The sequence below is a fragment of the uncultured Cytophaga sp. genome (genome assembly GCF_937863595.1).
Classification (GTDB): Bacteria; Bacteroidota; Bacteroidia; order Cytophagales; family Cytophagaceae; genus Cytophaga.
Genome location: NZ_CALMGQ010000057.1, coordinates 23361 through 38031 on the forward strand (window position 1 = coordinate 23361; position 14671 = coordinate 38031).

At 35.3% G+C, this 14671-nt stretch carries 12 protein-coding genes and 1 tRNA gene; 3 read left to right on the forward strand and 10 right to left on the reverse strand.

Going from position 1 to position 14671, the window contains the following annotated elements:
• Nucleotides 1-89: 89 nt before the first annotated feature.
• Genes Q0543_RS04310 through Q0543_RS04335 form a run of 6 tightly spaced genes read right to left on the reverse strand, consistent with a single transcriptional unit; the run spans nt 90 to nt 6633 of the window.
• Nucleotides 90-1061, reverse strand: coding sequence for an NAD-dependent epimerase/dehydratase family protein (locus Q0543_RS04310; protein WP_299249635.1), 972 nt, complete (start codon nt 1059-1061; stop codon nt 90-92).
• A complete protein-coding gene (locus tag Q0543_RS04315; protein ID WP_299249638.1) occupies nt 1058-1804 on the reverse strand; it encodes a CpsB/CapC family capsule biosynthesis tyrosine phosphatase in 747 nt (248 codons plus the stop codon). Before Q0543_RS04315 ends, Q0543_RS04310 begins: the two co-directional genes overlap by 4 nt.
• A complete protein-coding gene (locus tag Q0543_RS04320) occupies nt 1801-4179 on the reverse strand; it encodes a polysaccharide biosynthesis tyrosine autokinase (RefSeq protein WP_299249641.1) in 2379 nt (792 codons plus the stop codon). The genes Q0543_RS04315 and Q0543_RS04320 overlap by 4 nt, the downstream gene beginning before the upstream one ends.
• Nucleotides 4180-4188: 9 nt before the next feature.
• The gene (locus Q0543_RS04325) at nt 4189-4962 is read right to left on the reverse strand and encodes a polysaccharide biosynthesis/export family protein (protein ID WP_299249644.1); all 774 of its coding nucleotides are present in this window, start codon (nt 4960-4962) and stop codon (nt 4189-4191) included.
• A 1-nt stretch (nt 4963) separates the two neighbouring features.
• Entirely contained in the window at nt 4964-5509 is a 546-nt protein-coding gene (gene rfbC, locus Q0543_RS04330) for a dTDP-4-dehydrorhamnose 3,5-epimerase (RefSeq protein WP_299249647.1), read from the reverse strand.
• Nucleotides 5509-6633 (reverse strand): glycosyltransferase family 4 protein, encoded by a 1125-nt coding sequence (locus tag Q0543_RS04335; protein ID WP_299249649.1) that lies wholly within the window; start codon nt 6631-6633, stop codon nt 5509-5511. The genes rfbC and Q0543_RS04335 overlap by 1 nt, the downstream gene beginning before the upstream one ends.
• Before the next feature lie 102 nt (nt 6634-6735).
• Here Q0543_RS04335 and Q0543_RS04340 point away from each other — a divergent pair, with 102 nt between their 5' ends.
• The 3 genes from Q0543_RS04340 (at nt 6736) to Q0543_RS04350 (ending at nt 8659) form a co-directional block, all read left to right on the forward strand.
• Nucleotides 6736-7377 carry a SirB2 family protein gene (locus Q0543_RS04340; protein WP_299249652.1) on the forward strand — a complete coding sequence of 214 codons (642 nt, stop codon included), beginning with the start codon at nt 6736-6738 and terminating at the stop codon, nt 7375-7377.
• A 2-nt stretch (nt 7378-7379) separates the two neighbouring features.
• A complete protein-coding gene (gene hflX / locus Q0543_RS04345) occupies nt 7380-8567 on the forward strand; it encodes a GTPase HflX (protein WP_299249655.1) in 1188 nt (395 codons plus the stop codon).
• 20 nt (nt 8568-8587) lie between these two features.
• Nucleotides 8588-8659: transfer RNA gene (locus tag Q0543_RS04350), tRNA-Arg, on the forward strand.
• 64 nt (nt 8660-8723) lie between these two features.
• On the opposite strand, the gene Q0543_RS04355 is transcribed toward Q0543_RS04350, so the two are convergent.
• From Q0543_RS04355 to Q0543_RS04370, 4 genes are all read right to left on the reverse strand, one after another.
• The gene (locus tag Q0543_RS04355) at nt 8724-11204 is read right to left on the reverse strand and encodes a YbcC family protein (RefSeq protein WP_299249658.1); all 2481 of its coding nucleotides are present in this window, start codon (nt 11202-11204) and stop codon (nt 8724-8726) included.
• A 62-nt stretch (nt 11205-11266) separates the two neighbouring features.
• On the reverse strand, nt 11267-12877 hold the full coding sequence (locus tag Q0543_RS04360) for a proton-conducting transporter membrane subunit (protein WP_299249660.1): 1611 nt from the start codon (nt 12875-12877) through the stop codon (nt 11267-11269).
• A 19-nt stretch (nt 12878-12896) separates the two neighbouring features.
• Nucleotides 12897-13196, reverse strand: a complete 300-nt coding sequence (locus Q0543_RS04365; RefSeq protein ID WP_299249662.1) for a hypothetical protein — start codon at nt 13194-13196, stop codon at nt 12897-12899.
• 399 nt (nt 13197-13595) lie between these two features.
• The gene (locus tag Q0543_RS04370) at nt 13596-14543 is read right to left on the reverse strand and encodes a LysR family transcriptional regulator (protein ID WP_299249665.1); all 948 of its coding nucleotides are present in this window, start codon (nt 14541-14543) and stop codon (nt 13596-13598) included.
• Nucleotides 14544-14671: the final 128 nt, after the last annotated feature.

The following is a 14671-nucleotide window of genomic DNA, read 5'->3' on the forward strand; positions in this document are numbered from 1 at the left end:
TTTGAAGTAACCTTGCTGGAAGTTTGTTTTCAAGCATTGAAAATAAAAATAGCAAATGCAAAACTAGTATTTCTACCCATGTATTTGTTTCAATTATAAAGCCTAGCTTTTGTCCACTCCACTGTATCATCGAGTGTTCTAAATTGAATGTCGGTAGCATTCTTAATTTTTTCGGATTGGTATTCGATTTTATGCGAAGCTACTCGTGCAGTTTCTTTCGTGATAAGAGGCTCCTTTTTTGAAAAAAAAGATGCAATTGCATAATATCTCCATGCTAGTTGTCTCATCCAATTATGCGCACAAATATGAGGAGCCTTACAATTTAGTTTGATTGCAATTTTTCCAAAAAAATCTTTATAGGTAGTGATACCTCCATTTAGAATATGCCGCTCGCCATTTTTAAATTCATTGTCAATGAAAAATAAAATAATTTTAACCACATCGCGCACATCTACATAATTGATGTATCCATCGGTATAAAATTTATTTCCTTTCTGAACATAATCAAAAAGTCGCACAGTACTACTACCCTGCACGCCCGGACCAAGAATAATAGAGGGATTTAAAATTACAGCATTCAACCCTTCTTCTACTGCTCGTGACACTTCAAGTTCTGCTTGATGTTTTGTAACAGCATAATTGCTATTTATAGAAGATTCTTCCCAAGTATTCTTTTCTGTAACTATTGTATCAGTTGATTTACGACCAATAGCAGCGATTGAACTAATGTGAATAAATTTTTTAACATTCGATTCTAATGCTACATCTACTAAATTCCGTGTACCTTCAACATTGGTTTGGTACATAGGTAATTTATTTTTAGGCCAGAAAGATATAAGTGCTGCAGTATGAATAACATATTGCACACCCACCATTGCATCTATCAAAGAACCAACATCATTTAAATCACCTTCATGAAATTCGATGCTTTTAATAATATCTTTTAATAAATCGGTATTTGAATCTTTCCGGACAAGCGCTTTTACTTTGTACCCTCTAGATACTAATTCATGGCAAACAAAACTTCCCAGCAACCCATTTGAACCTGTAACAAGAATCATGAAATTAATGAGTTATTTAAAATCTTAGAACCAATTAGTTTTTTGTAGTAGGAAGAAACCTTTACCTGTTTCAATACATCCAAATGTCGATCGCCATGACAATCGGTACCCACAAAATCCACCATATTGTGATCAATTAATTTTTCGGCAAATTGTTTTGCAGCTTTTGAATAATATCCAGCCAATGAATTTAAATTTATTTGAAACAACACATCCATATCATATATTTTTTTGAATGCTTCAAAATTATGATATAAATATAAGTATCGTTCAGGATGCGCTAATACAGGGATATATCCAGATGTGCGCATTAGAAAAATAGCTTGATGTAACTGTGCAGGCTCGTTCATAAACGAAGTTTCGAATAGCACATACTTCTCTCCAAAAGTTAATAATTTTTCGCCTTTATTTAATTTTTCTATAAACCATTCGTCTAAATAATACTCTGCGGCAGCTTCAATTTCGATTTCAATATTTTCTTGTGCCAATTTATTTTTCAGAAGAGATAAAGCCTCCGAAATAATCTCAGGTGTATTTCTATACAAATCGCCCATCACGTGGGGCGTAGTTATGATTTTTTTATATCCCAGTGTCTTTAATTTTGAAATTAATTCTACAGACTCATCAAGAGACTTTGAACCATCATCAATGTCAGCCAATAAATGGGAATGCATGTCCGCAAAAAGAAAATCAGGAACAGGTGTCAATTTTTTCTTTCCAAAAAGAGACGTAAGAAAACTCATAATTTATCGAATAGTTTTTGGATCCAATTTTGAGGTTTGGCAACCACATCATTTTCATAATATCCATAATTGTATTTAAAGCCTCTGTTCACAGGGACCCCATTTGCAATTACACGTAATTTATTGTACCCTCCTCTATTTAGAGCTCTTTTTACTTCCTGTGCAACAAAGAACTTGGAATAATTAATCCGAACTATATACAAAGGAATATCTGCTTTAGACATTAACAACATTCCGTCCGTAACAATTCCCACGGGAGGCGTATCAATGATAATAACGTCATATTTCGTTTTTAATTCTTCAATCAAATTATCTAAGGCCGGTAACAATATCAATTCAGAAGGGTTTGGTGGTGTTGGACCAGCAGTGATATAATCCAAATCGGGTATTCTTGAGAGCTGAATTGCTTCATCAATCGAATTTTTTCCGATTAAAACCGTGCTTATTCCTACCGTGTTCTCAGCGCCAAACGCTAAATGTATTTTAGGTTTACGCATGTCTAAATCAATGACAACGACGCGTTGATTTGCCATTGCAATTACACCTGCTAAATTGACTGCAACAAACGTTTTGCCTTCCCCCCCTACAGTGGATGTAACAGTGATTACTTTTTGATTTTTATCCGTTGAAATAAACTCCAGGTTTGTTCGAATAGATCGTAATGACTCTGTAATTGCTGATTTAGATTTGCGATCTACAATTAATTGAGAGAATAACATCTTTTCACTAACATATTCGGGCACTGTACCAATAATTGGAATTGGCAATGAACGTTCTAGCTCGGCCAATGTTGTTATTGTTTCATACATTAAGAACCTTGATACAACCAACAATAGACATAATAAAATAGCGATACCAAAGCCTGACATCAGGATTATACCTTTCTTTGGATAGATTGGTATAGTTGCAGGTAAAGGTTGAGAAAGTATGATAAAATCAACCGTAACACCCGCTTTTGTAATGCCTTGTTCTACGAGTTTATCCATTAATAAGCCATAAAACTTATCGTATAAATTATAATGCCTTTTTAAACGAGACATTTCAGTTTCTTTGGATGGAAAAGATAAAATAGAAGACTCAATTTCAAATTGATCTAGATTTAAATCATGTATTTCTTTTTTTATAATTTTTTCATTTTGCGCAATCAATTCCAGTGCATCCTCTTTCGCTTTATTCGCAGTACTTTTCTTTACTTGATATGCATGCGTATTTTCACTTTGCGACATTAACAAGTTTTCTCTTTCAATATTTAATGTATTGAAATTGGTTATCAATTCTCCTAACTGTGGATCTTCTAGGTTTGGCAAAAGTGGTATAAACTCCTCCAAGTTTTTATTTGATTCAATTAAACTTTTCAAATCGTTAAGTAAACCAACCTTAAATGTCAAGGATTTTCTTAAAGCAACATTTTCATCGGCCAAGATAGAATATTTCGTATAATCTGCTCTTACATCCATTGTCTTATTTCTTCGCATGAATGCTTCGAAATTCTCCTCCGCTTTTATTAAATTCTCTTCCGCCTTTTTAATAGAATTTGATAAGAAATCAATCGATTGGTCAAAGGTTTTTAATTTAAGCTGTAAGGTTTGTTGAAAATAAATCGAATCTAAAGACTTAACAATAGAGTACGCTTTGTTTGCATTGTGGTCTTTGAAAGATATTGCCAATGTACGTGCTTGCATATTAGAGATATCTGCAAACAAACTACTCTGAAAATAATTATTAAGAGCACCTTGGCTGTTAAAGACAAAAAAGGTCTTTTGCCCCATATTGAAGTCTTTAAAAAATTCTGTTTTCTTCAAAGTGAAATTACCTACAGGTGTTTTACACATTTCTCCAAATTTAAATTCTTCAGAAAAATCATTGTATTCAATCTTAAAACTAGTTGAATCTAGTATTCGAAGATCGATATGTACATCGTAACGAATGTTTGATTTGTTTTCAATAAAAGATACTTCATACGGAGCATTATGAAAGCGTTCTTCATATAATATACTCCCGTATACAAAATAAGAAATGGCAAGATTTAAATCTGCAATTACTTTGTCGCGAACAACAGGAGAACGAATAATTTCGAGTTCGCCTTCTAAACTTGAGGCATCTTCTTCACTATGGAAATTTGTAGACAAGCCTAAGCTATTGGTTCTGTTTGTGTTTTCTAATTTAATTAATGCACTCGATTCATATACGGGTTTGGCGTAACGGATAAATAAAAACACGCCAGACATGACACATAAAAAAATCAATGCCATAGCAATATATGATCGCTTAAAAACTATTAAAAGTTTATACGGATCTAAAATATTCTGAACCTCTTCTTCAAACTGATTACCACCATCAGTAAAATGAATCTGGTTTTGGGGGGGTGTTGACATATGAAAATTTTAAACTCTCTTAAGTATAATAAAGATAGATAGCAAACTAATTGTTAATGAAATCAATGGTGCAACTGTAGATAGTGATTCTTTAAATACAAAACGTTTCGGCTCAATATATACGATATCCCCTGGTTGCATATCGGTATATGCATTTCGCAAACCATCGATTGTTCCTAAATTTATCAATTGTACGTCTGGATTTTTCAAGTCGCCTCTTACCACTCGAATATTGTTTGCTTTCCCTGTTAGCGTAATTCCACCATACCGAGCTATCACTTCAATTAAATTCATGTCTTGAAAATCAAGTGGTATCACTTTGCCGCCTTCAGGACCGAATACAATAACGCGCTTGCTAAGTAAGGTTACTTTGACATACGGGTCGGTATAGAATGGCTTAAATTTTAAAGCAATTATACTATCTGCTTGATATACGCTATAGCCTTTCAATGGCACATTTCCAATCATAGGAAGATGTGCACACCCATCTGCATAAATGGTGTACTTCAGCGGTACAGGGGGTGCTTTGGCGCTTGTTCCCGAATTACTTAATGCATCATTTGGGTCAATTAATTTTTCGCCTCCATTTGTATAAATATCAAGCGTGATAACATCGTTTTCAACAATCTTATGTTCAATACTGGTCTTACCTCTTAAATTCTCTATAGAGTCTACCAATACACTTGCTTCGGTATGGAACATTCTATAATTATAGAATGTATTACAAGATGTAAAAAGTGAAATAATACCTGCAACACATATTAAGTAAGTCGTTTTTTTCATTCTAAAAATTTAAAATGGATTCAATATCTCTTAAATACGGTAACTCTTGGTCTTTTGTTGAAACCAAAGGATTTTGCACCGTCCAATCAATCGCTAAATCCGAATCATCCCAACGAATACCTAACTCTGAAGCTTTATGGTATACGTTTGTGCATTTATACTGTACTTCACACGGTTCAATAGAAACAAATCCGTGCGCAAAACCTATTGGCACATACAGCATACGCTTATCAACATCATCTAGCAATACTTTTGCAACTTTTTTATAGGTGGGAGAATTCTTTCTCAAATCAACTACGACATCCCAAATTGCGCCTTTTGTAACACGTACCAATTTGCCTTGTGCAAATGGAGGTGCTTGAAAATGTAGCCCTCTTACCACTCCTGCAGTAGATTTGGAATGATTGTCTTGAATAAATTCCATTGACAAGCCTGCCTTGGAAAATACCTCTTTATTATACGTTTCCATGAAAAACCCTCTATCATCTCCAAAAACGGAAGGGGTTATCAATATTAAATCTTTTAATTCTAACTCTTGAAATATCATTATACGGCACTTTTAAAGACCACTTGTTTAATTAAACAAAAATAGTCATTGAATATTATTTTATCAGAAAAATTTTCTTCAACATGCATTCTACTTTTAGCGCCCATATCTGTCAATTGTTCCTGACTACAAGTAATCATTTGTTTCATTTTCAGAAATAAATCTTCTGAATTTTTAGGCGCACACAAAAAGCCATTTTTAGTGTCCAATACAATCTCTTTACAACCAGCTACATTTGTTGCAATTAATGGCTTAGAGCACGAGGCCGCCTCCAACAAACTTTTGGATAAGCCTTCCCTGTAAGATGGCAACACCACCACTGTTGCAGCCTGATATTCTTCTATTACCTCAGTTGTAAATGGTTTATAAATAAGATGATGTTCCTTTATCCAATTTTTCAACTCTTCCTTTGAAATCCCTAAATTTTTATCTGATTCTATAGACCCCAACAACACGCACTCAATAGCAGTCCCAAAACTGGCGTATAGCTTTTTTGAGGCTTCTGCATATTCCCGGATACCCTTATCGTATAGCAATCGAGCAACCATTAAAAACCGAAAGGTAGGTCTTTTAACATCTTTACCAATTAAATTAAAATGATTTATATCTATCCCAGAACCCTTAATTAGTGTTACTTGGTCTTCTCGAACCAATTTTTTATCGATAAAAACCTTCTTGTCATCTTCATTTTGAAAGACAACGTATTTAGCAGATCTGAAACTCCATTTATATAGAAATTGTGCAATTTTTGAAACGGCATTTTCATGTAAAAAAACTGTCCCTAGGCCTGTCACACTATTAATTACAGGTATACCAGCAATTGAAGCCGCAAACGAACCGTAAATATTGGGTTTAATCGTGTATTGCAACACAAGGTCTGGCTTTTGTGATTTATAAATGCCTGCCAATTGTTTTATGAGCATCACATCCAACAATGGATTATTGCCCTTTGCTTGGAGTTTAATGGGAATATACGTAACAGGAAGTTTCTGAATTTCAATGGTGAACGCATCTTCTGGAGCAATACACAAGACTTCAAATCCACTATTGATTAAGCCCAAGATAATGCACCTTCTAAAATTGTATAAATTCCAACATGTATTGGCGACTAGTGCAATTTTCACAGGGCAATTCATTAATAAAACTAAATATACGTATTATTCGCGCAATTATTGGCATTTGCGGGCTTAAAACCTTAGTTTTGAGATTCTAATACTAAATATTATATGGAAAAGGGATTTCTACACTTACACGTTACCATCGTATCATTATTCATTTTGTTATATGTAGCAAAAGTATATTTACTACTCGCAAACAAACCTGAAGCGCTTGAAAAACTTCGCAGTAAAACTAAAATCGCTGATATGGTTTTAGGTGCACTGATCATTATTACAGGTGTTTACTTAACGTTTATTGCACCGGCTATTGAAACCTATTTAATCGTAAAAATTGTCTTAGTTATTGCTTCTATACCTCTTGGTATTATTGCAATGAAAAAATCAAACAAGGCTTTGGCAATCTTTTCAGTATTGCTATATGTATATATATTTCTAATTGCCAAAACGGATAGTTTGACATTGAAAAAAGATGCATACGTAAGTCCAGTTTCAGCAACATCTTCTACTGACGGTGCAAAAACTGTAAGCGAAGGCGAAGTTATGTACAAGGATAAATGTGCTGTATGCCATGGTGCCGATGGAAAACAAGCAACAAATGGGGCAAAAGATTTAACACAATCAACGTTGACAAAAGCTGAAACTATGGAACAAATTAAGGCTGGTAAGGGTTTAATGCCTAGTTTCAAAGATGTATTTAATGATCAACAATTAACTGCATTGACTGAATACGTAGACGGATTCAAAAAATAAGAATGCAAGAAGAGACTGGTTTTTCAACACAAAAAACGGCAGACAGAGCCATTCTTATCGGCTTGTCGCACAGACACCAACCACAAGAAAAAACAATAGAATATTTAGACGAACTCGACTTCCTAGCCCGCACAGCTGGCTTGGAAGTTGTGTATCGTTTTATGCAAAAGCTTGACCGACCAGATATTCGTACCTATGTCGGCAAAGGTAAACTTGCAGATATAAAAGCATACATCCTTGAACATTCCATACCCGTTATCATTTTCGATGATGATCTAAGTCCTTCTCAACTCAGAAACTTAGAAACAGAATTGGCTTGCAAAATTTACGATCGTAGTTTACTAATCTTAGATATCTTTTCGCTGCGTGCACAAACAGCACAATCACGTGCGCAAGTTGAACTGGCACGTTTACAATATTTACTACCACGCTTAACACGTATGTGGACCCACTTAGAACGTCAGCGTGGTGGTACAGGTACACGAGGTGGGTCAGGTGAAAAAGAAATTGAAACAGATAGACGTATTATTCGCGATCAAATCACCTTATTGAAAAGTCGCTTAGAAAAAATCAATAAACAAAGTGAAACGCAACGCAAATCACGAGAAGGTATTGTACGTGTAGCATTGGTTGGTTATACCAACGTGGGTAAATCTACGCTGATGCAACGCTTATCTAAATCAGATGTATTCGCGGAGAATAAATTATTTGCCACGGTAGATTCTACCGTTCGAAAAGTGGTGTTGAATGAGATACCATTTTTGTTAACCGATACAGTAGGATTTATACGTAAGTTGCCGCATGGTTTGATTGAAAGTTTTAAATCTACTTTAGACGAAGTACGTGAAGCAGATATTTTATTGCACGTAATTGACTTGCCACACGCTTCGTATGAAGAACACATGCAAGTGGTACAATCAACACTTGCTGAAATAAAAGCAAACGATAAAATCACCATACTTGTTTTTAATAAAGTAGATGCTTACTTAGAAAACATCAAAGACAATCCGGATGCGCTTTCGTTACAAGACATTGATAAAATGTATACAGGTAGTGCAAACGAAAATCGGGTATTTATTTCTGCTACACAAAATTTAAACTTAGATAAATTAAGAGCAATCTTAGTTGAAAAAGTAACAACGGTGCATTGCACCATTTACCCAAATTACTTAGTTAAAGATCAATATTAGTATCTTTACATATTCTTTCTGGCATCGTAGTTCAATGGATAGAATAAGCGTTTCCTAAACGTTTGATGCAGGTTCGATTCCTGCCGGAGCCACTATTTAAAAACGCACCTACCAATATTAAAATTGATAGGTGCGTTTTTATTTTCTCTTACAGATTTAATTCACTACCGACCACTTCAACTCTTTTTCATATCGATGACTTACTTTTCCATCTGCATTCATTGCAAGTAATTGAATCCAATTATTGTCTAGTAGGTTTCGAACCATTTCGTGTTTGGCTATGATTTTATTCATCGCTTCCATCGGTGCTTCTATTACTACATTCAGTTTCACTGGTTCGTGTTGATAGTTCTCTCCATCAAAGACTGATTGTAGTGGCAAGCCAACGCGCAGGTCTCCAGAGTAGCCTTCTAAGACACCCACACCTGCGGTGATATTATGAAGCGTTTTATTCCCTGATCCGAAGTTTTTATTGTCTACCGTAGATGCATAGTACTGCAAGTTAATCCAACTTGTTACCACCATAGGCGCAATCATAATTAATTCCAGTATTGAAAACTCTGTATCCTTTTCCCATTCGTAAGAGTGCAAGAACGATTTACTTCCAAAGTCTAAGCCCTTCGTACGTTCGCGGGAGGCAACCACAAAACCATAACATCCTGCCAAGCCCCACTCCGGACGAATTTGCGACCAATCTTTACTTCGAGCTATGACAGAGCCGCTGATGTCTGATTTGCTTATAGAAGACATACGTGCAGCGCGTTCTATACGGCTACTTTTACCTGCATCCGCTAAGGATTTTTTCAAGGCTGTGAATTCGACTATTTGATTACTTGGCACTTCATACGCGTTATAGATGTGTATCTCATCTGTTGTAGTATCGTGTAAACAAGTTAAGAAAACTGTATCTGCAGGAATGTGTATGTTATGTTGAACCAAACCTTCGCGGACTTTTTGATTATTAAAGACTGCTGCTGCAACGCGTGCATTCGATTCCCCCGTGTGTCCGCCACATGCGCCACAATCCAAACCTGTTGCATGTGGGTTATTTACGGTTGAAGAACCGTGACCTGTGATGAGAATAAATTTTGCGAAGTTATCCTTAAGCGACATCGCTGTCAAGGCATTCTTAGCCATTGTTATTTGTTGCTCTAGCGGAATACCTGCTGTTTCATTTCCAAATTGACTCGCATCTAATCGGATGCGTTTGTTTTTCAACATAGATTTTGATATGCCTACGGTGTCTGGATGTGGCACAGGGCGAGTTAAGCCAAAAGAATCGGTAAATAATTTTGGCAAGAATGAAAGCCCAAGTGGACTCACATAACTAAAGCATGTTACAGCACCATGCTTTACCGATTTTAATAGTTGACGTGCATGATGATTTACTAGACGTGCATCGAATGCCTTACGTGTAGCATCTGGCGACGACATTTCTTCTAAAATCGTTGGCCCCGTTTTTAACAACACTGGGCATTGCGCTTCTCCATGTTGGTGCGCTAAGGGTACGTAATTGATTGAGAATGCAAAGAAGCCAGCAAAACCCAATGTATCAATGGTATTATCTGTTGCTTCTAAATTTCGACGGAATACTTCGGAACGTACATCTATGCAGAATACAGCTTGTGCGGAAGGGCGTTTATGAACTGGTTTATGAACAGCTTTTTTTGAATTGATTTGCTGAATCAGCTGAGATTGCATCGCACGATCAAATGCGTCCTGCGCAATCAACTTGTACTCCAACTCTTGATTGGGCTTTGCATGCAGGCCAATCAAAAAGAATTGTACGTATGCTTCTTGCCATTTCAATTTAATATCTGTGTGATCAATGCAAGACAACATACTTGCTTCCCAGCAAAGCAATACAGCTAGAAACTCGATTAATTCTCCATCTTTACCGCCGTATAATTCGTTATCCCAATCAACACGAGCCGCATAAGCAGCCCAACCACCAACACGTAGTAATAATCGATGTAGGTATAAAGACACCATTTCTTCAGGAATATTTAGTTGGGCTAATGCAACTTGTGCTGCATCCAAGGCATTCTCTGGAAATGCCTGCACCTTTTTTTGAAAGCCAGTCAATCCCATCAACTCAGGCGTACGGTCACGAATGGTTTCCGACTTCCATGATGAAAATAATCCTGTATTTTTATTATTGGCTTTCCAAACAGCTTGTCCATCATCAAAATAACTAGCGGCCCAAAAAGAGATGCGACTTACCAAAAATCGATTCCAGTCTTTATGGGTAAGTGCAGAGGCAATATCAGTAACGGTTGGAATTGTAACATTCTTATCCCCATTTTCTTTTAAGGATTTTAATTTTTGCATGTATGTATCATACGTCCCTTTGTGTTTTTTAGATAGCACAAATTCGATATCTGTTTTCGTGATTACACCTTCTTCTATTTTTTTAAGATAAAAAGAAATAGGCAAGGTCGTTTGAATATCTGCAACGCGTTCAAGTTGAGTTGCCACTTCCTTAAAGTCGTTTTGTATCATCCCTAAATACGGGTTTACTGCTACAAAATTATCAAGTGACCAAAGCGGAGCGATTTTTTTACACGCATTTCGCATGGTGTCAATCAAGGGCACTTTTTGAATTACTTTTTCTATTTGTATGCTTTCAGTTTCCATAATATGTTCCATTATTGTATGATGTATAAAATGAATAAATTTACTTTCGTTTATGAATTGAATTAAGCGTTTGAATCTTCTTTCCATTCAAAGCTATTCTTTGAATCTTTAATTCGTAATGCCCCAACCAGTCTATCGAATAGCGCATTCACATAAAATCCATTTCTTAGATGTATTGCCCAAGATTGGTATACAGAAGTCTGCGTTAGATACGGAGATAGAATTTGAATAAACACTGCAATAACATACACAAGAAGTATGCTTACGATCAATACCATTTCAACCAAACTCGGCTGAACTAAAGCTGGTAATTGATTTGCTATTAAATAATGTGTCGTTGATTCTAATACAAAGAATGCAGTTGTAATGATCAATGCTAGAATCGTAGCTCGCATTAATAAGAGCGCACTATTCTCAGAATCAATAGCGTTTGTAAATAGGCGAGCCAGACCCAAAACCAATATTGCACCGATTGCAAAGAGCGCAAATTGTTCTTGTATATTCATTCCCCAAAGCAATGCAAAAGAAGTGTAGACAACTACTGCCATCAAAATTCCGAGTATAATTTTAAAAGGACTTCCTGCACGTTTCAGTGGGGTAATTTTCAAACCACGTTTTAATTCTATTGCACTACCTGAAGAAAGAAATGCATGAGCTTTATAAAAAGAGTGTGCAACCAAATGCAACATAGCGGCGGCGTACATGCCAAGTCCACATACAAACAGACTAAAGCCCATGTGTGCAACACTCGAATAACCCAATGCAGTTTTTACGGATGTTTGAGTTAAGTATACAACCGATGCGAACAATGCTGTAAATCCCCCAATCGCAATGAGTAATATCGGTGCGTACGTACTTAAGTCCATAATGTATGACATGCGTATGATTAAAAAGGGGCCTGCATTTAACAAACCAGCGTGTAATAAAGCAGATACGGGCGTTGGGGTTTCCATTACCTCAATCAACCAACCATGTGATGGGAATTGAGCAGATTTAATTAATGCTGCTAGGGTAATAAACAAAGCCGTCAATTCAATCAGATGCACATTTGCAACCGTATGGTTTTTAAGTTCAGTGAAAATAATTTCAAAATTACCCGTTTGAAATTGCATGTATAATAATGCACATGCAGTAAATAAACTGGCATCAGCTAATCGTGCGAGCAAAAACTTTTTGCGTGCTACAACAATTGCGCCCGGACGGTTTGGATAAAACACCAGTAATCGATGTAACGAAATACTTGTCAATATCCATGATATCATAAGCAAGCCTATGTTGCCCGAAAGTACCAACAATTGCACACATGCAATGGTTGCAGCAAGCCGACCGATAAATGCTCCTTGGCGTTTTTCGCCATCCAAATAATTTAAACTAAATTTTACGATGATAAAACTCAACAATGCAATCATCGTAAACATGATTACACTAATGGAATCAAGGCGAATACTGAATCCGATTTGATTCATCCCTAATAGTTTACTTTCTATCAAACCATTATTATAAACGAGTACACAACTAATTGCTGCAACAAGTAAACTCACATACGTAGTGATGGTAGCAAAGCCTTTAACAATGTTTGGACGCATACCTGGTTGAAACCAAGATACGATTGCGGTAAGGGTACAAGCAATCGGTGGCAGAATAGCGATAAGTGATATAAATTGATTTTCCACGATAGTATTTTTTAGAGATTTATATAAGTTCTATTTCTATGTTTGAAGTAATTTTCAGTAGTTTTTTTTGTGTAGATGCTGATTCAATCAAATCATACATTCTATTTTTACTGACTGTTAATTGATCAATCCTATTTTCAGAATATGCATCTGGTTCACCAAAACGAATTTCATTACTAAAACTCCTTTTCTTATGAAAATCAATTTTCCCAGTAATTAAATTCATTATGATTTCTTTTGCATCTTCTGGAGAAAAACTTCCTAAAATCAACTCAAAGGATTGAGGGAGGATTTCGCTACTTGTGTTTTCTTTTTCCATAGACGTATATGTGTTTGTCATGTCCCAAAATTTGGAAAAAATAATCATATATTTTTATTTATAGTTAATATGTAATACATAAAAACTTTTTATGTATTACATATTAATCAGAATCTAATACAACTTAAATACATGCTAGGAAGATGAAGCAAAGACTGTTATGTGATTTTAAAAAATTGATTTCCAGCCAACTAATAATATAAACCTTTAAAAAAAACTCGAAAATAGTTTTATAAAGTAAAAATGAATGACATATCTAATTCTACCATTGCAATTAGAAAGCTTAAACCCACGCCCTATAAAAATCCATTTTTACATTGATTTAAAGGAAATAGATTCAGAATATCGAGCAATTTAAAAATACTACTTTTAAAAATGAGCACTTAATTTGTACCATTACTATTTCTTCAACTTTCTATCTACTTGAATAGCATCAATCCAGGAGAAGTTCTTTTTAAGAATTACCTTTTTATTTTCTCGGATGTAATCAACATATGCTTGCGCCACAGGAGATAGTTTTTTTCCTTGTAACCAAACCAATTGCCAATTTGATTTAATAGGAAAACCCACTGTAGGTATTATTTTAATATCCCCACAACCGAGCTCATACCTTAAACCGATTAGTGGCAAAATTGAATTGCCCAATCCAGCAATCACTGCTTGCTTTACAGCTTCATTAGAGGTTAGCTCCATTTTTTTCCGCACCTTGATTTTATGTTCGTTAAAATAATTTTCCATAACAACGCGCGTGCCTGAACCATCCTCTCTAAAAATAAGTGGCATTTCTTTTAATTCATTCTTTGTTATTTTATTCTTTGAAATAATTTCATTTTTATCCCCCACTACAAAAAGCTCATTCTCCATTAAGGTTTCTTTATTGATCTTTATATCTTGGGGCAAAACAGATATCAATGCAAAATCCACTTCGTTGTTGTGTAAACTGCTCATCACTTTTGATTTATTAGTCACATCCATCACCAAGTCTACACCTGGGTTTTCTTTTAGAAATTCCGTTAAAAAATAAGGCATCACGTATTTACCCGTTGATACAATTGAAATAATTAAGCGCCCAGATAAAAATCCTTTGTAGGCCATTGTTTTGTAATTAATGGCATACACTTCATTCAATATGCGTTCCGCTATAAAATATATTTCCTTCCCAAAATCGGTTACATATAATTTTCTACCGACGATTTCAATTAATGGAATTTCAAATTGATCTTGAAAGTTTTTCAATTGTATGGATACTGCAGGCTGGCTCAAATGCAATTCTTCGGAAGCTTTAGTAATACTTTTAGCTTGTACGACTTTAACAAATACCTGCAACTGATGAAGCGTATAATTCATAACTGATTCAATAAGGAAATTAGTACCACATCAAATATAATTAAAAATAAACAATCAAAATGTTGCTTGTGGCCCATTTAATTGGAAAGTGAGCCTAGTTAAAACTACTCGTATATTTTTAAAAATAA